The 22,821-nt window shown below is 57.2% G+C and carries 20 protein-coding genes; 6 read left to right on the plus strand and 14 right to left on the minus strand.

Annotation, left to right across the window (positions count from 1 at the left end; translation table 11 throughout):
• Positions 1–55: 55 nt before the first annotated feature.
• The 13 genes from QVO51_RS07625 to QVO51_RS07685 all read right to left on the minus strand — a co-directional run bounded on the left by QVO51_RS07625 (position 56) and on the right by QVO51_RS07685 (position 14,260).
• The gene (locus QVO51_RS07625; RefSeq protein WP_022357908.1) at positions 56–748 is read right to left on the minus strand and encodes a response regulator transcription factor; all 693 of its coding nucleotides are present in this window, start codon (positions 746–748) and stop codon (positions 56–58) included.
• Between the two features lie 10 nt (positions 749–758).
• Positions 759–1,469, minus strand: coding sequence for an AlkZ-related protein (locus QVO51_RS07630; RefSeq protein WP_022357909.1), 711 nt, complete (start codon positions 1,467–1,469; stop codon positions 759–761).
• 9 nt (positions 1,470–1,478) lie between these two features.
• Positions 1,479–2,594 carry an SLC13 family permease gene (locus tag QVO51_RS07635; RefSeq protein ID WP_022357910.1) on the minus strand — a complete coding sequence of 372 codons (1,116 nt, stop codon included), beginning with the start codon at positions 2,592–2,594 and terminating at the stop codon, positions 1,479–1,481.
• Between the two features lie 111 nt (positions 2,595–2,705).
• Complete coding sequence (locus QVO51_RS07640; RefSeq protein ID WP_022357911.1) at positions 2,706–2,987, minus strand: hypothetical protein; 282 nt, start codon at positions 2,985–2,987, stop codon at positions 2,706–2,708.
• Between the two features lie 30 nt (positions 2,988–3,017).
• A complete protein-coding gene (locus QVO51_RS07645) occupies positions 3,018–4,034 on the minus strand; it encodes an MATE family efflux transporter (RefSeq protein WP_022357912.1) in 1,017 nt (338 codons plus the stop codon).
• Between the two features lie 15 nt (positions 4,035–4,049).
• Entirely contained in the window at positions 4,050–6,500 is a 2,451-nt protein-coding gene (locus QVO51_RS07650) for a DUF4832 domain-containing protein (RefSeq protein ID WP_022357913.1), read from the minus strand.
• A gap of 102 nt (positions 6,501–6,602) precedes the next feature.
• Positions 6,603–7,607 carry a hypothetical protein gene (locus QVO51_RS07655; RefSeq protein ID WP_022357914.1) on the minus strand — a complete coding sequence of 335 codons (1,005 nt, stop codon included), beginning with the start codon at positions 7,605–7,607 and terminating at the stop codon, positions 6,603–6,605.
• An 11-nt stretch (positions 7,608–7,618) separates the two neighbouring features.
• Entirely contained in the window at positions 7,619–9,253 is a 1,635-nt protein-coding gene (locus QVO51_RS07660) for an MBOAT family O-acyltransferase (RefSeq protein ID WP_022357915.1), read from the minus strand.
• A 1-nt stretch (position 9,254) separates the two neighbouring features.
• A complete protein-coding gene (locus QVO51_RS07665; protein ID WP_015557656.1) occupies positions 9,255–9,485 on the minus strand; it encodes a phosphopantetheine-binding protein in 231 nt (76 codons plus the stop codon).
• Positions 9,486–9,557: 72 nt separating this feature from the next.
• Positions 9,558–10,712: a diaminopimelate decarboxylase family protein gene (locus QVO51_RS07670; protein ID WP_022357916.1), complete on the minus strand. Its 1,155-nt coding sequence runs from the start codon at positions 10,710–10,712 to the stop codon at positions 9,558–9,560.
• The gene (locus QVO51_RS07675) at positions 10,709–12,229 is read right to left on the minus strand and encodes an amino acid adenylation domain-containing protein (RefSeq protein ID WP_022357917.1); all 1,521 of its coding nucleotides are present in this window, start codon (positions 12,227–12,229) and stop codon (positions 10,709–10,711) included. Before QVO51_RS07675 ends, QVO51_RS07670 begins: the two co-directional genes overlap by 4 nt.
• 97 nt (positions 12,230–12,326) lie before the next feature.
• Complete coding sequence (locus QVO51_RS07680; RefSeq protein ID WP_022357918.1) at positions 12,327–13,553, minus strand: sensor histidine kinase; 1,227 nt, start codon at positions 13,551–13,553, stop codon at positions 12,327–12,329.
• Complete coding sequence (locus tag QVO51_RS07685) at positions 13,550–14,260, minus strand: response regulator transcription factor (protein WP_015557653.1); 711 nt, start codon at positions 14,258–14,260, stop codon at positions 13,550–13,552. The genes QVO51_RS07680 and QVO51_RS07685 overlap by 4 nt, the downstream gene beginning before the upstream one ends.
• A gap of 454 nt (positions 14,261–14,714) precedes the next feature.
• On the opposite strand from QVO51_RS07685, the gene QVO51_RS07690 reads away from it, so the two are divergent.
• Positions 14,715–16,196, plus strand: a complete 1,482-nt coding sequence (locus QVO51_RS07690; RefSeq protein WP_022357919.1) for a glycoside hydrolase family 43 protein — start codon at positions 14,715–14,717, stop codon at positions 16,194–16,196.
• 42 nt (positions 16,197–16,238) lie between these two features.
• On the opposite strand, the gene QVO51_RS07695 is transcribed toward QVO51_RS07690, so the two are convergent.
• A complete protein-coding gene (locus tag QVO51_RS07695; RefSeq protein WP_022357920.1) occupies positions 16,239–16,799 on the minus strand; it encodes a biotin transporter BioY in 561 nt (186 codons plus the stop codon).
• Between the two features lie 276 nt (positions 16,800–17,075).
• On the opposite strand from QVO51_RS07695, the gene QVO51_RS07700 reads away from it, so the two are divergent.
• The 5 genes from QVO51_RS07700 to QVO51_RS07720 all read left to right on the plus strand — a co-directional run.
• A complete protein-coding gene (locus tag QVO51_RS07700; protein ID WP_022357921.1) occupies positions 17,076–17,240 on the plus strand; it encodes a hypothetical protein in 165 nt (54 codons plus the stop codon).
• The gene (locus tag QVO51_RS07705) at positions 17,237–17,842 is read left to right on the plus strand and encodes an AAA family ATPase (protein WP_022357922.1); all 606 of its coding nucleotides are present in this window, start codon (positions 17,237–17,239) and stop codon (positions 17,840–17,842) included. The genes QVO51_RS07700 and QVO51_RS07705 overlap by 4 nt, the downstream gene beginning before the upstream one ends.
• Before the next feature lie 139 nt (positions 17,843–17,981).
• Positions 17,982–19,118, plus strand: coding sequence for an exonuclease SbcCD subunit D (locus QVO51_RS07710; protein ID WP_022357923.1), 1,137 nt, complete (start codon positions 17,982–17,984; stop codon positions 19,116–19,118).
• Positions 19,115–22,366 carry an AAA family ATPase gene (locus QVO51_RS07715; protein WP_022357924.1) on the plus strand — a complete coding sequence of 1,084 codons (3,252 nt, stop codon included), beginning with the start codon at positions 19,115–19,117 and terminating at the stop codon, positions 22,364–22,366. Before QVO51_RS07710 ends, QVO51_RS07715 begins: the two co-directional genes overlap by 4 nt.
• Before the next feature lie 161 nt (positions 22,367–22,527).
• A partial coding sequence (locus tag QVO51_RS07720; protein ID WP_288168012.1) for a stage V sporulation T C-terminal domain-containing protein occupies positions 22,528–22,821 on the plus strand: 294 nt, incomplete at its 3' end.

A 22,821-nucleotide genomic window follows, 5' to 3' on the forward strand; every position in this document is an offset into this window, starting at 1 on the left:
GTCAAACCGGTCAGCACTGCCGCAAACAGCAGAAACATGCAAAACAGTCGCTTTTTCATAAGCTTCCCTCCGGTGTCAGCATATAGCCCACTTTAAACACGGTACGAATATAGATGGGGTGCCCCGGATCCGGTTCCAGCTTTTCCCGAAGCCAACGGATGTGCACCGTCAGGGTGGAAGGCTCCACCGACGAAAAGGCGCCCCACACCTCCGCCAGCAGCTTGTCCTTGGGCACCGCCTGGTCGCAGTGGCTGCAAAGATATGCCAGCAAGTCGAATTCCCGCAAGGACAGCCCCACCGGCGCCCCATTCCTGGTCACACGTCTGCCGGTCAGGTCCACTGCCGTATCCCCAAACCGGAACACTTGCTCACGCTGATTTCCATACACCCGGCGCACCAGGGCATTTACCCGGGACAACAGCTCCTGCATGGAATAGGGCTTGGGCAGAAAATCATCCCCACCAATGTCAAAGCTCTGAATCCGGTCGCTTTCGCTGGTACGGGCACTGGCGAAGATCACCGGGGTATCCGAAACCTGCCGCAGGCTGTGGCACAGCTCAAAGCCCGTGCCATCCGGCAGGTTGATATCCAGCAGGATCACATGAAACCGCTGCTGTTCCAACATGTCAAAGGCCTGCTGACTACTGCCTGCCCACTGGGTGCAATAGCCGTGATCCTCCAGCATATCCGCAATGATGCCGGACAGATCCGGGTCATCGTCAATGATGAGTATGCGCTTCTCCTCCATACTGCTCCTTTCACGGGCAAATCCGGCGAATCGCCCTGTCCGATGCATCCGGGTATCGCTTTAAGATCTGCTGCCAGATCCGGTCATAGGAATCCGCCGGGGACTCCCCGTATGCGGCGGTAACTGCTTCATATCCCCACAGCTTCTCCGGGGTGCAGTACCGGGCGGCGCTCATGCCGTAGGGAACGCCCTGCTTGCTGAGCCGCTGCTGGAAATCCTCCGTCACCAGATATAGCTGCATTTGCAACCGGGTCAGCGCCCCCTCCGGGCTTTTGCCCGTGTCCAGAAGCTGCCGGATCTGCCAGGAAAACAGGGATGCACCCTCTGTGAACAGTTCCATGATCTGACGTTCCCGGTGGCCGGCTTTCCCGGCTTCATAGAGACTGTCGAAATCATAGCCGTCCCGGCGGTGATTCACAAAAAGGGGCAGCCACTCCAGGGACAGGAACCCTGCCTTGCCGCTGAAAAATTTTCCGTAAGCCACCCGGTGGCTCCGGGCGGCAATGCTCCGCCACTCCCAGGGATCCCGCTCCGGATCTCCCGTCCACCAGTCCGCCGCCAGGGTATGCTCTTCCACGGAAAAGCCCGGAATCTCATTCTGGAACAAGGGCAGGAAGCCTGCCTGCTCCACATAGGCGATCAGCCCTTCCGGATCCCGGATCCGGCTGGGATCCGAAGCCTCCGTGCCGTGTAACATCCATTCGCCGTTTTCGTGCCGCATGATATCCTCCTAAATGAACGCATAGAGCAGCAGCAATGCCGCCAGATATGCCAGATTGCAAAGGGTGAACACACCCATGTACCGCTTGGGCTGACTGCCGGGTGCCGCCGCATACAGCTTGTAGGTGATGAGGCTTGCCATGGAGGCGATCAAAGTACCCAATCCCCCCAGATTTGTGCCGATCAGCAGCGCCCTGCCGTCTTCCGAGAGACCGGACAGCAGAATCGCCGCCGGCACGTTGCTGATGACCTGGGATGCCAGCACTGCCGTCAGCAGCTCCCTGCCTTGGAGAAATCGCTGCAATGTCCCGGACAGCGCCGGGATGTTCCCCATATTCCCCACAAAGATGAAAAAGAACACGAAGGTCAGCAGCAGGCTGTAATCCGCCTTCCGGAACAGGCTTCTGTCCAGCAGCAACAGGGCGATGCAGATCACCCCCAGCAGAATCCAGGGATTGAGGATCCGCAGCACCGTCAGCAGATTCACCCCAAACAGCAGGCAGTACGCCCCCAGCCGTCCGGGGCTTTGGATCCGGCACTGTGCCTTGGGCGGAGCAATGGGCTGCACCGGCAGGAACAGCAAACAGGAGCCTGCCAGCAATGCCAGGGACAGGACGGAATAAGGAGCAATGGCGCTGAGAAAGGTGCCCATGGAAAAGCCGTATCGATTGTACAGATACAGGTTCTGCGGGTTGCCCATGGGGGTCAGCATACTGCCCAGATTGGCGGCGGCGGTTTCCAGTACCAGCAGTCGGATGGTGATCCGATCAGCGTCCTGCCGTGGGATCCCCTCCAGCAGCAGCAGGGTAAAGGGCACCAGAGTCACCAGGGTCACGTCATTGGTCAGCAGCATGCTGAGAAAAAAGCACAGCAGCACCAGCAGCAAGCCCACCATGCGGACGCTGTGTACCCGGCGCAACAGCCCCTGGCACAGGGCAGTGAATGCGCCGGTCTGCCGGATGCCTGCTACGGTAAGCATCAGACACAGCAGCAGGATCAACACCCGGAAATCTATGTAGTCCAGATATGCGCCGCTGGGAGGCACCGCAAAGGCAGAGCCGACGGCAAGCGCTCCGGCAATGCAAAGCACCGCCTCCCGGCGAAAAAATTGCAGAATCTGTTTCATCAAACCTCTCCTTTATGTGTACCATACGGAAACACACCTGCTTATTATACACCTTTTCGACCCAATCTGCAAACAGAGCAGGCATGCAATCCGCATATCTGCTCTGAAACGTCATGCAGGCAGCTTTCTGCGCCACTGCCGGTAGAAAAGCATCCCCACGGCAGTGGTCACAAGCTCCGTCAGAGGGAAGGTGAACCAGAAGGCATGCAGCCCAAACCGGGACAGCAGCCACCCCAGAGGCACGAACAGCACCACTGTCCGCAATACCGTCAGCAAGGAACTGCGCACCGGAGCACCGATGGCTTGAAAGAACACCGGGAAGATCAGAGACAGCACCATGGGCAGGAAGGAAACGCCGATGACCCGAAAGCCGTAGCTGCCGATCCGGATCACCTGGAGATCCTGGGTAAAGACCGCCAGCAGCTATTCCGGAAACAGAGCAAAGCTGATAGTGCCCAGCGCCATCAGCGCCAGTCCCATCAGCACCGCATCCCGCAGAGTTCGGCGGCACCGGGCATACAGTCCGGCTCCGAAGTTATAGCTGAGTACCGGTACAATGCAGGTCTGCATCGCCCCCAGGGGAATGAAAAAGAAGGTCTGCCACTTGTAATACAGCCCAAGGGCGGTGACTGCCTGGTCGGAAAAGCCTTTGGGGATCAGATTCAGCCCCAGAATGTAGAAGGTATAGGCGGTCTGCATAAGAATATTGGGGAAGCCCACCTGGTAGATCCGGGGCACATACCGCCGGTATGCGGACAGAGGCGGAGATTTCCGGAATCCCCTGGGCATGACGATACAGGCAGCGGCGCACTGTCCCAAAACGGTGGCAATGGCTGCTCCGGCGATGCCCAGCTCCGGCACAGGACCTATGCCGAAAATCAGAATGGGATCCAGCACAATATTCACCAATGCACCCACGATCTGTGCTGCCATAGGCAGCTTCATAGCACCTCCCGCCTGGAGCACCTTGGTCCAGATGCTTTCAAAGAACAGCCCGAAGCTGCACACGCAGACGATCCTGCCGTAGGTCACCACGTCCTGTGCCACAGCAGGAGAATCCGTGGACATCCGGGCGTAGCCGGGCATGATGCACCAGCACACCCCGGCAAACAGCACCCACATGACAAACGCAAGCAGGGCGCCGGTACCGGCAGTCTCCCGGCTTTTTTCCGGCTCCCCCACCCCCATGAAATGCGCCATCAGAGTGTTGATGCCCACCCCGGTGCCCACCGCCAGGGCGATCATCAGCAGCTGTAAGGGGTAAATGATGGATAGGGCAGTCAGCCCCGTATCCGAATACCTGCCCACAAAATAGCTGTCCACAATGTTGTACAGCGCCTGGATCAGCTGGGCGAGCATCACCGGAGGTGCCAGCCGCAGGAGAATGCGGAACACATGGTCTGTTCCAAAATTGATGCCGTTTTGTCCACCGGCTTTCATGGTATCACCTTCAGATTATACACATAAAATACGTCGCAGCAGCACCAGGTCAAAGCCGTTGCATACGCCGTTCTTGTTCAGATCCCCGGCGGCTGCCTGTTGATCGGTCAGAGTGGCTGCCCGGATCAGATGCTTTTGCAGCAGCACCATATCCGCCACGGTCACTGCCCCGTCCAGATTCACATCCCCCGCAAGGGGCTGCTCCAGCACAGCAGCAACCCGGCACACGTCAAACAGCCTGGTTCTGACGCCGCTGGCACTGGTGACCTGAACCGCATAGATTCCGCAGTCCTGCGCCGATTCTGCCAGGATCTTATAGACAGCATTGGTGGCATCCGGAATGGGCTTGCCATCCTTGTACCACTGATAGGTCTGGTCTGCACCGGAGGTGTGGGCAGCAACGGACAGGGTATCACCCTTAGCGAGATTCACAGTCTGCTTGCCGGAATACACGTTGAAATCATCCTGTATGATGTAGCTGTCCGCCCGGATGGAACCGGCACTTTTCCAGGAATCCGCCTGATCCTGCACCGTGTAGTCAATGCCTGTCAGCTCCACACCGGGAGCAAGCCCCATCAGCTCCCCCAAGGGCAACCGGAATTCAATGGTACTGCCGCTGTGCTTCTGCACGCAGCCCAGGGGCACGCCGCCCTCCCCGTTGAAGTACACGAAGCTGCCCTGGTAATACATCCAGTAGCTTGTGCCGCTGCTTGCATTCCGGAAGGACAGGTTGTACACCGGGGAAGCAGCCTGCTGCTCCAGATCCGCCAGAATATACAGGTACTGATCGTCGTTGGTGATGTACATTCTGTTGCCTGCTGCATCCTCTGCGCAGAGCAAGGCATCCCGCCGCTCCGTATCGCTGGTCAGCTCCGTATCGCTGGTCAGGGTACCGTCCACTGTCACAAGTCCCTGGGTGGTAAACAGGGTGCCGTCAGAACCGGTCACCGGATCGGAGGCATTGGTCTGATAGAAGCCGTTGTCCGTGGATCTCGCCCCTGCTTCAGAGGCGGTCACGGAAAAGCTGCCCAGATAGTTTGCCCCCAGCTGCTCGTTCCAGGTGTGTGCATTGGCAAACTGAACGGAGCGATATTCCAGCTGTCCCAGCGTGTTATCCCCGGTGGAAAGCTTGAAGTACACGTTCCATCTGCCCGGTTCCAGTGCTGCCGGCAGATGCAGGTCAATTTCCGGGGACACGGTGGTACAGGAATACCAGGTGCGGCTGTCCGCATCCACCTCTGTCCGCAGGTACTGTCCATCCTTCTCCAGAAGGATCTCCGCCTTCTGCCTGGGGATGGGATTGGCAAAGCCGGTGTTCTCCACGTCCATGCAGAGCCGCAGGGTGTCTCCCTGGGACACGCTTTCGCTCAGATCCGAATCCCGCAGCACGAACCGGTAACCCAGATGATCCCGCATAAACTGGAACACGGTCTGACCGTAATAAGCGCTGTTGTCCACGCCCTCCACGTCATACGCTGCACCGAAGGTATAATCCTTGTACAGCTGATAGATATTGGCGTTGATGTAGCTCAGGTGGGAGTAGTACATTTCCGGAACTGCATGCTCCGGCAGGTAGGTGTCATACTGCTTTGCAAAGTCCAGGTTGCCGGAAAATTCGCCGCCGTAATAGCTGGTCAGGGTTTGCTGCCGGAGCCATTTCAGATCCCGCTCCCGGTCGTGGAAGGTGCCCAGATCCGAGTTAGAGCCCATGTAGCCATCGTTGTACAGTCCCACCCGGGACGCCCGGCTGCCCGGCTCCAGCACATAGGTGCCCAGCTCTTCCTCGGTGATGCCTGCCCACTGGGCGAAAATATTCGGGGTACGCACCGTCACCGGAATGGGATCCGGCACCACATCCAGCATCAGCTCCAGCAGCTTTGCCTTGTCGGGAATGGAGCAGTACTTGCCGCCCCACTGCTCCCCGTAGCAGCCTACAAAACCGCTTTCCACAAAGCAAAGAATGTCCTGATAATCCTCTAAAAAGCCATCCTCCCGGATCTGTTCAATGTGCCGGAGCATCTGCTCAAAGGTGGCAGGCTCCGGATCCCGAACCCCGTTTGCATCATACCGGAACCGGAGCGCTGCCATGCAACCGTTCTGCCGGCAGTTTTCCAGGGTGGTACGCATGCTTTTGAAAAAGATCTCATCCAGGTCATAATCCGTACCGGGGGTATAGTTCCCATCGGAATCGGTGGTACCGTTGGAGCCACTGGAAAAGCCGCCGATATCCACGAACAGCAGCGTCAGATCTCCGGTGGGATTGTATGCCTTGGTTTCTCCGGGCTTGCAGCGGAACGCCAGGGTGGAGGTATACCCTGCACCGGGAGTACGCACCGTCCCCACCCATTCCGTATAATCGATGCCGGAATCCACCAGCCCTTCCCCCTGGGCGGAAGCAGCCGGGCACAGTGGCAGGACGCTGCACAACACTGCCATGCCTGCTGCCAGAATGCGTTTGAATTTCATAAAATCCTCTCCTTTGCCGAAAATCTATCGTCATTATAGGACAAAGCTACCGGAATGTCAAGACAGAAAAAAGCAGACGTGCAAGCACATCTGCTTTTTCGTTCAGTTCGCTTTCTTGGTATCATCCTCCGGCTCCGGACTGGGTCTGTCGAGAGCGTTGTCGGTGGATTCGTTGAATGCCTCCAGTGCGTCGAACCAATCTGCGTAGGACGCATCCTTTCGCTTATCCTGGAACTGCTCTGTTTTCGCCAGGTATGCACCCAAAAAGGCGGAGCATTTCCGGGCACCGTAAATGTTCATATGCATACCCCGGTCCCGGGTATCCGTAGACCATTCAATGCCCACCTGATCGTTGATCAGGTTCATATCCACATACTCCACGCCCAGAGATTCCGCAAGCTCCGCAACGCTATTGTGCCGCTTGTAGTTCCAGTAGGCTGTACTGGGGGTACTGATGAGCACCAGCTTTGCGTTGTTTTTCCGGCAGTATTCGTAGATGTTCTCCACTGCCTGCCGGCTCTTGCCGGGGATCTCCTCCTTGGCATCGGTCTTTTTCATATAGTTGAGCCTGGTGGAGGGGCGCACCCGGGCGTCGTACATATAGCCCTTGTTGTTTTCCCGGTGGGAATAATCCACCTGGAATGTCCAGTCGCTTGCCTGGAGGGTCTTCCACCGGTCATGATACCGGAACACAGGCAGCGTATTTTCTACGTCCTGGGAAATGACCTGGGACTGGGTGAAGATCTTGAAGATCGCATCCGTTTCCAGAAAGACGATCTGGGGGCTTTGCTGTTCAAATGCCTTCACCAGGAATTCCTCCGTATAGCAAAGGCTCTGTGCCGGGGTGCCGCATACAAAGGAGGTATAGCCGTAATCCCGCCAGATCTGCAAAGGGATAAAGGTGTTGTAGGTTTCGCTGTCTCCCAGGAATACCACATCAATGGTATCCTTTGGCTCGCTGAGCACGGCGTTCGCCCGGGGATCCTGGAACCCGGCCTCCGTGGTGTTTTCCTTCGGCCGGAACAGCACGGACAACAGCGCCAGCATGCCAATCAGAATCCCCAGGAACAGCAGACTGCAAAGCGTATTTTTAATGACTGTTCGCATGTATGATCTCCTTAGAAATTCGCATAAATCGGGTCAACCGGAATATACCCCGTTCCATAGGCACCGAATACGATGATGTACAGAATCAGCGCATACAGCACTGCCCAGCGTACCACCACATTCCGCTTCTGAAGGGAGGCTCTGACCTGGATGCCCTTTTCGTTCAGAATGCTGATGACAAATACGATCAGCAGCGTGACACCAACGATGATAAGGTCCTGGATATCCACGCCCAGGGTCTCCAGCAGATCCTCGTTCAGAGTGCTGAACCGGAAGTCGGTGACCATGCCCTTGAACATGGCAAAACCGTTGCGCAGACCCTCTGCCCGGAAGAACAGCTCGCCAATGACCACCAGAATGCAGCTGCGGAGGATCTGGAACAGACGATAGCCGAACCATTCCGGATTGATGTGCAGCTTTTTGTTTGTCCACTGAACCGCCGGGGCAATGATATTGCCGGTGAGGATCAGGGTAAAGTGATACATGCCGTAGAAAATATAGCTCCAGGCAGCCCCGTGCCACAGACCATTGCTGAACCAGACGCAGAACAATGCCACAGCACCGGCAAGCAGAGGGCCAAAGTGGTTGCCGATCTTCTTGCGGGCGGCGGAGGTCAGGTTCTTCATGGGCTTGGACATGGTCACCGGGTAGAAGATGTAATCCTTGAACCAGGCGCCCAGGGTGATGTGCCAGCGCTTCCAGAACTCGGAGATGGTTTTGGAGAAGAAGGGACGGGCGAAATTCTCCGGCATGGTAATGCCGAAGATCTGGGCAGTACCCATCACTGCGTCCATGGAGCCGGAAAAGTCCATATACAGCTGCACCGTGTAGCACACGGCTGCAATGGCGATCACGCCCCCCTGGAAATCCTTGTAGCCGGAAAATACCGTTTCGATCAGCGGGTTGAGCCGATCCGCCACCACCATTTTTTTCATCATGCCAAAGAGGATCCGCTGGATGCCCAGGGTCAGGTTGGAGAAGGTGATGCCCTTCACGTTCCACAGCTGCTCTGCGGTCTGCCCGTACCGGCAGATGGGGCCCTCCACGATCTGGGGGAAAAAGGACATGAACAATCCCAGCCGGAACAGATTCTCGTCTGACTTGATGGTTTCCCGGTACACGTCAAACATGTAGGAAACCGCCTGCATGGTGAAGAAGGAAATGCCGATGGGCAAAAGATACTTGGGGATCTCCAGCTGCAACGACAATCCCATATGCCCCAGCAGGGAATTGACATTCCGGGTAAAGAAGGGAGCATACTTCAGCGTCAGCAGGGTGCCGATGTGAAGCGCCGCCGCAAACAGCAGCACCCAGCGGCTCCGGAGCAGGTACGCATGCTTGATGGCCTTGCGTTCCGGCTTTTCCGCCGCCTTCACCGCTTCATCCCGCTGCCGGTGGATCCGATCCAGCCAGATGCCAAAGTAGTGGATGGAAATTGTAGTTAAGAATAGGTACACCACCAGCGTGCCGCTGATGAGCCAGTAGAAGCCTACGCTTGCCGCCAGAAGAAAGTATTTCTTTGCCTTCTGGGGCATCAGGGTATAGAGAATGATGCAAGTCGGCAGGAACACCAGCAGGAATGCCACCGTAAAAAACGAGGTCATTCCCACATAGCTGCCCCCCATCAGCAGGGAAGAGAGCGACATTTTAGTCCTCCTCTTGCAGGCGCTGAATCATGCTCCACATTGCCTTTGCGGAATTGAAGTTTGCCGGGATGATCTCCACAGCGGGAACAGTAATGTCGAACTCATCCTCCAGCTCGGCAATCAGGGAAATAATGGACAGAGAGTCCAGGTGATGCCCGTCGATCAAATCCTCGCAGGTGTTGTAGTCGATGTCCGGCTGAATGTCCTCCAGAATTTCAATAAGCTTGTCCATGATAGTTACTTCCTTTCTTTGTTCTTTGGCGGCAGTGCCGCTTATATCGTAACTCCCTTCCGGGAATTCCGTTCAGTCTGGGGTGTTCAGAGGCGCAGTATCGAAGGTCTGCCGCACACAGACCGGATCGCCCCCGTCCATCAGATACACCGCCGGGATCTCCCGGCTCAGAAACAGGGAAATGCCCTCTGTCATGCAGTATGCGCCGGTATTTTCAAAGCAGATCGTATCCCCGATGGATACCTCCGGCAGCTCCACCTGCTTTGCCACGATGTCGTTCATGGAGCACAGAGAGCCGCAGATGTTCCAGCTCATGGTCTTGGGCGCCTGCTCCTTGTCGCAGACGGACAGGAAGGGGTGCTTCATTGCCATATGCTGTCCGAAGTATACCAGGTGGTGCATGCCCCCGTCAATCAGCAGGTAATTCTGCCCCTTGTTGTGCTTGATGTCCACAATGTGGGTGTAGTATCTGCCGCAGCAGGCTGCAATGCCTCTGCCCAGCTCCAGGGTAATGTGGGGCTTGGATTCCATGGCGTTCAGCCCGGCGGAAAAGTCCGCCAGATAGGTTTCCTCGTCGAATACATCGTCCTCAAAGTAGCAGGCAGGAAACCCGGGCCCGTATTCCAGCTCCCGGGCGGTATAGCCGTATTCCTGCTCCAGCTTCAGCAGCAGCCCGTCCAGCTGCCGGATCTCCCGGCACAGCTTCTTGGCTGAGGTTTTCTGGGTGCCGGAGAAGAACTGGATCCCCAGGATATCCAGCTGGGGATACTGTGCCCGATCCCGGATGATATCCATGATATCCTCCTGGTTGATGCCGAACTGGCTGTCATTGGTAAGCCGCAGCAGCACCGGCAGGGTTCTGCCATAGGTCTTTGCCAGATCCCGCAGCAGGGCAAACTGGGTCAGGGACTCCACCGTATAGGTGCGGTCTCCGCCGGATGCCACCAGATGCTCCATGACGGAAGGGGTCTTGTACACCCCGGAGATCACCATCATATTGCCTGGAACTCCCAGCTTTTCGCAAATTTCCGCTTCCCCGGGAGAGCAGATCTCAAACCGCTCCACGTCCCGGAGCAAGCCCCCGATGATGAAGGTGTTCGCCTTTACGGCGTAGCACAGAGCTACTCCTTCCGGCAGATGCGCCCGCAGAAAGCGGATCCGTGCTCTTGCCCGTTCCAGGTCAAACACATAGAACGCAGACTCGCACTGCTTCAGAATTTCATTCAATTTGTTTTTCCTCCCACAAGCTCTGCCAGCTTCTTCCGGTCGATCTTGCCGTTCTTGGTCAAAGGCATATCCTCCACCCGGCGCAGGATCCCCGGCACCATGAACGCCGGCAGCTTTTCCTTCATTTCCGCATGCAGCGCATCCTTTTCCACGCTGCCGATATAAAAGCCCTTGAGCCGGGACTTCTTTTCGTCAAAGATGCAGCAGCAACGCTCCACCCCGTCAATGGCAGCCATTTCCCGCTCGATCTCCTCCAGCTCGATCCGGTGCCCCATGTACTTGATCTGGAAATCCTTTCTGCCGCTGAATACCAGGTCTCCGTTTGCATCATACCGGGCAAGATCTCCCGTCCGGTAAATGATTTCCGGATAGTGGGGATTCAGGGGATTGTGCACGAAGTGCACTGCATTCTGCTCCGGTGCTCCGTAATAGCCCAGTGCCAGCGCTGTGCCCCGGACGCAAAGCTCGCCCACGGTTTCCGGTGCCGTGATCCGGTGATCCTCCCCATCCAGCAGGAACACATCCTCGTTGGGGAAGGCGCTGCCGATGGGGATACCGGCGGAATAATCCCGTTCCTTGTCCAGAATATGGTAGGTGCAGTTGCAGGTGATCTCCGTGGGACCATACAGGTTCACATAGGTCACCTCCGGCAGGTGGCTCTGGAAATTCTTCAGCGCCTTCAGAGGCATAACCTCTCCGCTGAACAGGATTTTCCGGATGGTGTCCGGGGTCTTGTAATCCAGGGCGTGGAAGGTGGTGATGAGACACAGTGCCGATACCGCCCAGATCATGGTGGTGATCCGGTGGGCGCACAAAAAGTCGATCAGCTCCACCGGAGCGGAGAACAGCCGCCGGGGTACCACCACCAGAGTGGCACCGGTGCACATCGCCGAGTAAATATCCTTAACGGACACGTCAAAATCAAAGGGCGCCTGGTTGGCGATCACGTCTGATTCGGTGATGCCGAAGGTTTCCGTAAAGCAGTCGATAAAGTCCAGCACGCTCCGGTGTCCCACCACAATGCCCTTGGGGGTGCCGGTGGAGCCGGAGGTGAAGTTCACATACAGCGGATCCGTATCGATCCTGCCTCTGCGGATCTGTGCCAGCCGGTCAAAGTCCGGCTCTGTCTGCATCAGTTCCTCAAAGGTCAGCAGCTCCATGCCGGAGAAGATCCCGGCTGCTTCCTGCTTCAATGCCTCAGTGGTGACCATCACCCTGGGCGCAAGCACCGAGGCAATCTGGGTCAGTCGGCTTGCAGGCAGCTCATTGTTGAACACAGAGTAAAAGCCCCCTGCATACACGGTTCCGAAAAAGACAGGCAGTACGTCCGCGCATTTTTCCATATACACGCCTACAGGCTCCCCCGGGGCAATGATGCCGCTCAGGGCAGTACCGATCCGGGTACTGCACAGCCGCAACTGTTCATAGGTATAACGCTTGTTTTCATCGACTACGGCATCTTTCTCTGGCTGCCGTGCCGCCGATCGTTCCAGATAATCCAGCACATTGCAGATCATTCCAACGTCCCCTTTCACATACATAATCAGTATAGCAAACCGGTTCAAGGGGTTTCCCCGTGAACCTGCATTAAAATTGTCACAAAAGTGTCACAGACTATGGCGCTACCGGCAGGCGGATCTCAAACACTGCACCACTCTTGTCGTTATGGGCGGTGATGCTGCCCTTGTGCAGCCGGATGATGTCAGATGCCAACGCCAGCCCGATGCCCGTATTGCCCTTTTTGCCGGAATAGAACCGGTCAAATACATGGGGCAGATCCTGGGGATCCATGCCGCCCCCATCGTCCCGGATGGTAATGGTGATAATATGCCGATCCGCCTTGCAGGACAGCCACACTGTCTTGTCGCAGTGCCGCATGCCGTTGATCAGCACGTTCATAAACGACCGGGTCAGCTGATCCTCATCACAGCGCACCCGCACCGGCGCATCCGGAAAATCCGTCACAACGCTGCATTGCTTTTTGTTCTGGATCGGCTCTGCGGAGCGCAGACAGTCATACAACAGCTCCCGCACATCCAGCACCGCAATATGCAGTACTAACTGATGCACATCGATCTTGGAAATGTACAGGATCTCCTCCACCATCCGGGTCAGCCGGTCGCTTTCCTGCATGATGACCTCCGCCGAATGGATGGGATCCACCACCCCGGTCTGGATGCCCTCCGCATAGCCCTGAATCGCCATCAGAGGAGTTTTCAGCTCGTGGGAGGAATTCTGGAAGAAGCGACGCTGGTTTTCCTGGGATTCCTCGATCTGTCCTCCCAGCCGGAAGCCGATCACGCTCATGATGGCAGCCACACATAGGAAAATGGCGTCCAGCAGCCAGTTCAGCCGCTTGGTATACTGGACGATGGGCTGAATGTTCAGATACATGATGGTGGGCACCTTTTCTCCGTCCCAGGAGAACACGTCCTCATACAGAACCATGATGTAGTAGCCGTTGTCGGTTTTCAAAGTCCGGATCTGTCCGAAGGGAAGCCCCTGGCTGTCGTAATAGGACAGCACGTCATGCTCCGCACTCTGTACATTGTACTTGCCGTAGCTGTTGTCCGCCGCACTGTTCTCCGCCGGATCCTGCGTCAGGTCGATAAAGCAGATATCCCCGCTGAAAAAGATGCCCACATAGTCCAGGGCGGGCGCATCCTCAGACTCCTGCTTCTGCATGCTGCTCATATACTCCATTTCATAGGTGAGCGCCGCCTTGGCTTCCTTTTCAAAATGCACCGGCAGAGTCAGGTTGAGGATGATGTAGAAGGGCACGAACAGTAAGAAGATCGAAACCCAGATGGTCGCCAGGATCCGGACTTTGATGTGTTTCATTTTACAGGCTCCGATACCTCAAGTTTATAGCCGTAGCCCCAGATGGTCTGTACGCAGACGCTGCTGCCTGCCAGGGAGAGCTTCCGCCGGATCCGCCGGAGGGTTTCGTCCGTTACCCGGGTCTCCACTTCAGTCTCATAGCCCCAGATGGTTTCCAGCAGCTTGTCCCGGGCATATGCCTTGCCGGGCTTCTGCATCATATAGGAAAGCATCCGCAGCTCCGTCTGGGTAAAGCCGATGCCCTTGCCGTTGCAGCTGATGGTGTTGGCCTCCGCCGAAAAGGTCAGATCCCCCACCACCAGGTCATCCGGTTCCTCCGGCTGCACGGGCCGCCGGCTGTTCATTTCCATCCGGCGCAGCAGGGAACGCACCCGCATCAGCAGAGTGGTAGGTCGGAAGGGCTTTGTCAGATAATCGTCACTGCCGATGGTGATGCCCTGTACATAATCGTACTCGGAATCCTTCGCCGTCAGCATAATGATGGGCACATCCGTCTTGGCACGAAGCTGCTGACAGATGGTAAGCCCGTCCGTACCGGGCATCATAATGTCCAATATTACAAGATCCGCCGGTGCCGCCTGGAATGCCCCCATCAAAGCGTCTCCGGTTTCAAACGCCCACACCCGGTATCCGTCACTTTCCAGGAAGCTCTTGATCAGATCCCGGATATTCTTTTCATCGTCCGCAATATATATGGAATACCCCATAAAAAGCGCCTCCTCAAAAGCATGCTGCCGTCATAATACTATATTATTATAGTACGGCAAGCCAGAGCCTTCTCCGAAAATCTGCATGAAAAGTGTCATAAAACTGTCATGGGAAGGGATGCAACGCAACGCCTGCCCTGTGTGCGCGCTCACAAAATAGTATAGCATAAACCCATCCGCTTTTCAATGGGTGTTGGAAAACTTTCGGCGCTTTTTTTGCAATCCATCCATTTGCGCCGATTTTTTCACATCAAACAACGCCCTTTCGGCAAAATGCACAAAGGAATGCTCCAACGCCCTCCTGCATGCCAAAACAAAGGACTGCATAGCCGGATTCTCCGGAAGCATCGGCTTTACAACCGACGGCCGTTATGCTAAAATAAAGGCAGCACCCCACAAGCTGTGCCGGGTGCTGCCTGAAAAACATCCGCAGACAGCGGAGAATGGAGAAGCTATGATTTACCACAATCCGGTTCTGAAGGGGTTTTACCCGGACCCCAGCGTATGCTGCGCAAACGGCATGTATTACATGGTTTGCAGCAGCTTTCAGTATTTTCCCGGCGTTCCCCTCTTTGAAAGCAAGGATCTGGTGAACTGGAGCCAGATCGGCCATGTGCTGACCCGCCCCAGCCAGGTGGCACTGGAACAAGTGCCCAGCAGTGGCGGCGTTTTTGCCCCCACCATCCGGCATCTGAACGGCAGATTCTACATGGTCACCACCAACGCCTCCACCGGGGAGAATTTCTATGTGTACACCGACGATATCCACGGAGCATGGTCCGACCCGGTGACGGTGGCTCAGGACGGCATCGATCCCTCTCTGTATTTTGAAGCCGGCAATGCCTACTTTATGAGCAACGGCACCGATGCGGACGGCGTCAACGGGGTGGTGCAGTGTCAGATCGACCTTGCCACCGGAGAAAAGCTGTCCCCCTCCAGATGCATCTGGCAGGGCTCCGGGGGGCGATTCCTGGAAAGCCCGCACCTGTACCGGATCGGGGACTGGTACTATCTGATGGCGGCGGAGGGAGGCACCGAGTACGGGCATATGATTACCTATGCCCGGAGCAAGTCCCTGTGGGGGCCTTTTACGGGATATCCCCACAACCCGGTGCTGACCAACCGGAACAAAGCACCCTACCTGATTCAGGGCATCGGTCACGGTGATCTGGTGCAGGATGCCCGGGGGAACTGGCATATTCTCAGTCTGGGCTTCCGGCAGCAGGCGCTGTGGATGGCATTCCATCACCTGGGCAGAGAAGTGTTCCTGACTCCTGTCACCTTTGATGAGGAGGGCTGGTTCACCGCAGGCACGGACGGCACCACGGCGGAGTGCTATGACATTGCAGGAGACTTTGCACAGAAGCCCCTGCCGGAACGGAGCTTTGCTGCGCCGGACTGGTACAGGGAATGGTGCTTTCTGCGGCATCCCCGGATGGAGCAGTACGACCTGACCCAGGGCAGCGCCCTGCTGCATGGCACAGAGGTGACCCTGGACGAGCCGGGATCCCCCACCTTCATCGGACTGCGGCAGCAGGACTTTTCCGGCACTGTACAGTGCGTGCTGGAGCTGGACAAGGGAGAGGCAGGACTGACCTGCTACATGAGTGAGCAGGAGCATTACGAAGTGGCTCTGCGCCGTGGGGAGACAGGCATCACCGCCCTGTGCCGGCTGAACATCGGGGGCGTGCATCAGATCCAGAAGGAGATCCCTCTGACCGGGAACAGCGCCCGGCTGGTGATCCGGATGGAGCCTGCCTGCTACCACTTCTCCGTGGTCACCGAATCCGGCGAGACCCATCTGGGCACCGGACAGAGCAAATATCTGTCCAGCGAGATCTCCAGTCCCTTTACCGGGGTGATCCTGGGTCTCTATGCGGTGGGAGATAACACCGTCCGGTTCACGGACTTTTCCTGCGTCTATACGGAAACATAAAAACAACACCGTGCGGGTATGCCCTGCACGGTGTTGTGTTTGTCAGATCCGGAACTGCCTGGTGAGCCGCTTGGTGAGGAGCAATGCCAGCGCCAGCTTGATCCCATCCGGGATCAGAAAGGGGAACACGCAGCTCCACAAAGCCGCCATCAGGGTGATTGCCCCCTTCTGCCTGGTGTAAACCTGTAGGAACCAGACGGTGCCGAAGGTGTAGCATACCGCAAGCCCAAGCACCATGGCAAGGATCATTACCGGCAGACTGCTGCCGGCAAGCCGGGTCATCAGCCAGTACAGCAGACCCATCAGCAAAAAGCCCAGAATATAACCGCCGGTCATCCCCAGTAACTGTCCGATGCCGCCGGTAAAGCCGGAAAACACCGGGATTCCCACGATCCCTAACAAAATGTACACCAGAATGGCGCAGGTACCACGCCTGCCCCCCAGCATGCCCAGGGTGCAGAACACCCCGAAGGTTTGGAGCGTGAAAGGCACCGCACCGGGAATGGTGATCCAGGAGCAGACAGCGATCAGCACGGCGAACAGTCCGATGAAGGCAAGATCCCGCAGGGCAAAGCCCTTGGCAGGGGCGGCAGTTTGTGACATAAGCATTCCTCGTTTCTCAAAAATCTGCTTTTATCATAGCATACTCCCTCTCAATTGTCAACCGTATTTTAAAATCGGGTGACAATTTATTTTTCTGCGCCGTTGACTGACGCAGAGAAGTATGCTACAATGGGGATAAGCTCAGAATTTGTTGAAATTGCCTATTACCTTCCCTGCGATTTTGTGCTAAAATGAAATCGTAATGAATCGTGTAGCTGCAAGGCATAAATCTAGATTTGCAGCGGTACGGTTCTTTTTTATTTTCAGAAGATATCTATGAAGCAGATCAGAAATATGGGGGATCTGGCGGTAAACGCCCTGACACTGGCGTTCCCGGTGCAGATGCTGCGCATAGCCGACAGGCGGGCTTTGTGCGGTGTTGCCTATAATAAGCCAAAGCGGCAGGCTGCCGCAGAACTGAATCAGGAGGGGATTTTATGACAAACATCATTACCATCAGCCGTGAATTCGGCAGCGGCGGACACGAGATCGGCGAACATGTGGCGCAGCAGCTGGGCTGGAAATTTTACGACCGGCACATTGTGGAGCAGGTTGCAAAGGAAAGCGGCCTTTCGGAAAAATTCATCGAGGAAAGCGGCGAATACGCCACCTCCCGCAGCAGTCTGCTGTTCAATCTGTCCATTGCCGGTGCCGCCATGGGCAGCGGCAGTCTGTCCCTGTACGATGAGATCTATGTAGAGCAATGCAAGCTCATCAAAAAGCTGGCGGCGGAAAGCCCCTGCGTCATTGTGGGCAGATGCGCCGATTATGTGCTCCGGGAGCGGCAGGACTGCATGAATATTTTTATCTGGGCAGATGTCAAGGCACGGATAGAACGGATTTCCGGGCAGGTGAAGGAGGGCAAAAGCCCGGAGAAGATGCTCAAGGAACGAGACAACCGGCGGCGGGTCTATTACCGGAATTACACCGGGCAGGAATGGGGCAAGGTTCAGAATTACCAGCTGGCATTGTGCAGCAGCGCACTGGGACTGGAAACCTGCGCCGAGCTGATCATACAACTGGTCAAGCAGCAGAATGGATGAGAACGGATGCAGCCAGGCAGAAATGCCCGGCTGCATTTTTTGCTCCCGGACTGGATCACATTTGCAAAATTCCATGCAGCGTGGTATACTAAAGACAACAGAAAAAGACAAGGAAACCAAAAGAAACAGGAGGAGCAATATGAAGCTGATGCATTTGTCCGACCTGCACCTGGGCAAGCGTGTGAACGGCTTTTCCATGCTGGAGGAGCAGCGGTTTATTCTGGAGCAGATCTTACAGCTGGTTCACGCAGAGCAGCCCCAGGGGGTACTGCTGGCAGGGGATCTGTTTGACAAGCCCACCCCGCCCGCAGAGGCAGTCAGCCTGCTGGATGATTTTTTAGCCGGGCTGTCCCACCTGGGCTGCACCATATTTGCCATCAGCGGCAATCACGACTCTCCGGAGCGCATTGCATACGGAGGGCGGCTGCTGCGGCACAGCGGCGTCCACATGTCCCCGGTGTACGGAGGCAGCATCTCCCCCATCACCCTGGAGGACGACCTGGGCCCGGTGGATTTCTACCTGCTGCCCTTTTTAAAGCCTGCCTACCTGCGGAGCGTTATGCCGGAAACGGAGATCCATTCCTGCCAGGAGGCAGTGGAAAAGGCGCTGGAGGGACTGCCGGTGGATCCCCGGCGGCGAAACGTGCTGGTGGCGCATCAATTCGTTGCCGGCGCACAGGTGCTGGAGCAGGAAGAGCTGCTGATCGGCGGCTCTGACGGAGTGGATGCTGCCCTGTTCCGGGACTTTGACTATGTGGCGCTGGGACATCTCCACGGTCCCCAATCCGTAGGACGGGACACGCTCCGGTACTGCGGCACTCCCTTGAAATATTCCTTTGCGGAGGCATCCCACCACAAATCCGTCACCCTGGTGGAGCTTGACGCAAAGGGACAGGTCACACTGAACCTGCTGCCCCTGACCCCACAGCATGATCTCCGGGAGATCCGGGGAACCTATGACCAGGTGATGGACAGAAGCGCTTACACCCAGCAGAACCGGTTCGACTACCTGCATATTACCCTGACCGATGAGGAGGATGTGCCGGACGCCATCGGCAGACTGCGGACGGTGTACCCGAATCTGATGAAGCTGGATTATGACAACCGGCGCACCCGGGAAACCGGAGAGCTGCTGCCGGAGGACGCCCTGGAGCATCAGTCCCCTCTGGAGCTGTTCGGAGACTTTTACCGGATGCAGAACAACAAGGAGCTGGATGATGCCCAACTGGCATATCTGAACGGGCTGACCAAGGAAATCTGGGAGGAGGAAGTATGAGACCGCTTACACTGACCATGTCCGCATTCGGCCCCTATGCGGGAAAGACCACCCTGCCGCTGGAGCAACTGGGGGAACGGGGGCTGTATCTGATTACCGGAGACACGGGAGCAGGCAAGACCACCCTGTTTGACGCCATTGCCTTTGCCCTGTACGGGGAGGCAAGCGGACAGAACCGGAGCAGTAGCATGCTCCGCAGCAAGTATGCAGACCCAGCCACCCCCACCTATGTGGAGCTGACCTTTGCCTACGGTGGAAAGCGCTACACCATCCGGCGGAATCCGGCATACGACCGGCCCAAGGCCCGTGGAGCAGGCACCACCCCCCAGAGTGCAGAAGCGGAGCTGACCATGCCGGACGGGAGGGTGCTGTCCCGGGTCAAGGAGGTGAACCAGGCGGTACAGGAACTGCTGGGCATCGACCGGAACCAGTTCTCCCAGATCGCCATGCTGGCACAGGGGGACTTTTACCGGATGCTCCTTGCCACCACCGATGACCGGGTACAGATCTTCCGGAAGCTGTTCCGGACGGAGCCATACCGCCGCTTACAGGACAGGCTCAAGGAGCGCACCGGAGAGCTGGAACGCACCAGAAGCAGCATCCGCAGCGCCATCAGCCAGTACACCGCCGGGATCCGGCTGATGCCGGAGGATCCGGAACAGGAAACGCTGACAGGACTCCTGGAGGGCACTCTGCCGGAAAGCGAGCTGCTGCCCCTGCTGGAACGGCTGCTGGAACGGGACGCACAGGGTCTGGAACAGGCGGAACAGACCTGCGCCCGGTTGGAGGAGCAGCTAACCGTTCTGCATCAGTCCCTGGACAGGGCAAAGCAGGCTGCCAGACTCCGGGAAGCATACCGGCAGGCACAGGAACAACTGAAGGCACAGAAGCAGCAGCGGGATGCCTGCAAGGCAACGCTGGATGCTTCTCTGTCGGATCAGACCCGGCAAAAGGAGCTGACCGTAGAGATCACCCGGATCCGGGAGCAGCTGCCCCGGTATGCGGAAAAGGAGCAGCTGCGCACCACGCTGGCACAAATGAAGCAAGATGCGACCCACAGCCAGCAGGAGATCAAGCAGACCCAGGAGCGCATTGCCCAGGGGCGCAGCCGGTACGAAAAGCATGTCCTGGAGCTGAAAAGCCTCGCCAACGCCGGAGAGAACCGGGAAAAGCTGGCGGCACTGATCAAGGAGCAGCAGCAGAAGGATCAACAGCTGGCAGTGCTGTCCGAAAAGCTGACCGGCTATGATGGGCTGTGCAGACAGCTTGCAGCCGCTCAACATGCATATCAACAGGCGGAGCATGCCGCCGGACAGCAGCGGCAGACCCTGGAGCAGCTCACGGAGCAGTTGCAGACGCTGGGGGATGCTCCGGCACGGCTGGAACGGCTGCTGGCACAGAAGCAGGCAGCAGAACAGCGTACAGAGCAGCTGGATGCCCTTGCCCAACGGCTGGACGCATACCGGATCCAAAGCGGAGAGCTGGAACAGGCGCAGCGGGCATATGCCGCTGCCACAGAAATCATGCAGCAGGAAAAGGACGCCTATGACCGGATGCAGCAGGCGTTCCTGGATGCCCAGGCAGGAATCCTGGCGGCATCCCTGCAAGATGGCGCACCCTGCCCTGTATGCGGCGCTGCATCCCATCCCCACCCGGCACAGCCGGCAAAGAATGCGCCAACAGAAGCCGAACTGAAAGCTGCCCGGAACCGCAGCGACAAGGCCCAGCAGACATGCACCCAGGCAAGCCGGCATGCAGGCACCCTCCGGGGCAAAGCGGAAAGCCTTGCCCAGAGCATCCGGGAGCAGTGCAGCGCCTTGGGACTGGAGTGGGATCTGTCCGCCCTGCCGGGGCATTTACAGCAGGAGCAGAGCCTGCTCAAGGACAAGCAAGCCGGGCTGGATGCGGAGCTGACGGAAACGGAGCAGCATATCGCCTTGCGCAGGCAACTGGAAACGGAACAGCCCAAGGCGGAGCAGATCCTGCGGCAGATGGAGGATGCGCTTGCCGGAAAGCGGGATGCCCGGAGCAGTCTGGAAGCCCAGGTACAGGCAGCAGCGGAGCAGCTGCTGGAACACACCCGGACACTGGAGCTGGACTGCACCCTGGACATGCTTCCCAAAAAGCTGAATCTGATGCAGAAGACATCCAGTATTTCCGCCGGCAGCCTGTCCGGCAGACTCCAACGGGAGGAGCAGAACGTGGCACGGCGGCAGGATCTGGAGCAGTCCAATCCCCGGGACGAGGCACAGCTGCGGCAGATGGAATCGGATTATGCCGACGCACGGGAGCAGCTTGCCCGGCTGCTGGAGCAGGCATCCACTGCCGCCAAGCAGCTGGAGGAATACAGTCAGCTACTGCCCTTTGCCGACCGGAAAGAAGCACAGGCACAGATCACCGCACTGGAGGGGGAACAGAGCCGGTTGGAGCAGCTTGCCGTACAGCGGCAGCAGGCTTATGACGCCGCCCGGGAGGCGCATGCCACAGCCCAGTCCCGATGCCGCACCCTGGAGGAGCAGCTTGCCCAGTACCAACAGGAGGATGTGCCCGGTCTGGAGGCACAGCTCCGACAGCTTGAACAGGACAAGCAGCAGGCAGGTCAGGAAAAAACCCACCGGATCAGCCGGTTGGGACTGAACCGCTCTGCCAGAGATGGCATTCTTCACCAGCAGTCCCGACTGGAGAAAACCCTGCAGGAGCTGCAAATGGTCAGCGGTCTTTCCAACACAGCAGCAGGCAAGCTATCCGGCAAGGAACGGGTGGCACTGGAAACCTTTGTGCAGATGCACTATTTTGACCGGATCATTCGCCGGGCAAACCGCCGGTTTTTGGTGATGTCCAGCGGGCAGTATGAATTAAAGCGGCAGCAATCCGCCACGGATCTGCGGAGCCAGTCCGGGCTGGAGCTTTGCGTGGTGGATCACTACAACGGCACGGAACGCAGCGTCCGTACCCTGTCCGGCGGCGAGTCCTTTATGGCATCCCTGTCCCTGGCGCTGGGGCTGTCAGACGAGATCCAGTCCAGTGCAGGCGGCATCCGGCTGGACACCATGTTTGTGGATGAGGGCTTTGGTTCTCTGGATGAGGAAACCCTGCAGCAGGCCATGCGTGCATTGCAAAGCCTGACGGAATCCAACCGACTGGTGGGGATCATCTCCCATGTGGGCGCACTGAAAAATCAAATTGATAAGCAGATCCTTGTGACCAAGCAGCCTGCGGGCGGAAGCCATGCGCAGGTGCAGGTATAACGCAAGCTCATTGATGCAAGCATAAACATAGCAGAACGCAGAGCTGGAATCCGCCCTGTCCTCTGCCAAAAAATAACGAAACCCCGTGGCGTGTATATTCCAATCCCACAAACAAATACTAGAACTGCAAACAAATCTATGGGATTGCGAGGTATGAAGCAATGAAAGCCACAGGGATAGTCAGAAGAATCGATGATCTGGGACGGGTGGTCATCCCCAAGGAGATCCGCCGTACCATGCGGATCCGGGAGGGAGACCCTCTGGAGATCTACACCAGCAATGACGGAGAGGTCATTTTCAAAAAATATTCCGCCATCAACGAGATCGGCGAAAACGCCGCCCAGGTGGCGGAGATCATGCATAAGCTTGCAGGCTGCCCCACGGTGGTGTTTGACCGGGATCATGTGGTCGCAGTAGCAGGTGTGCCGAAAAAGGAATTCCACGAGCGGCGGGGG

This window comes from Ruminococcus sp. CAG:379 (assembly GCF_000434255.1).
Taxonomy (GTDB): domain Bacteria; phylum Bacillota; class Clostridia; order Oscillospirales; family Ruminococcaceae; genus Ruminococcus_F; species Ruminococcus_F champanellensis.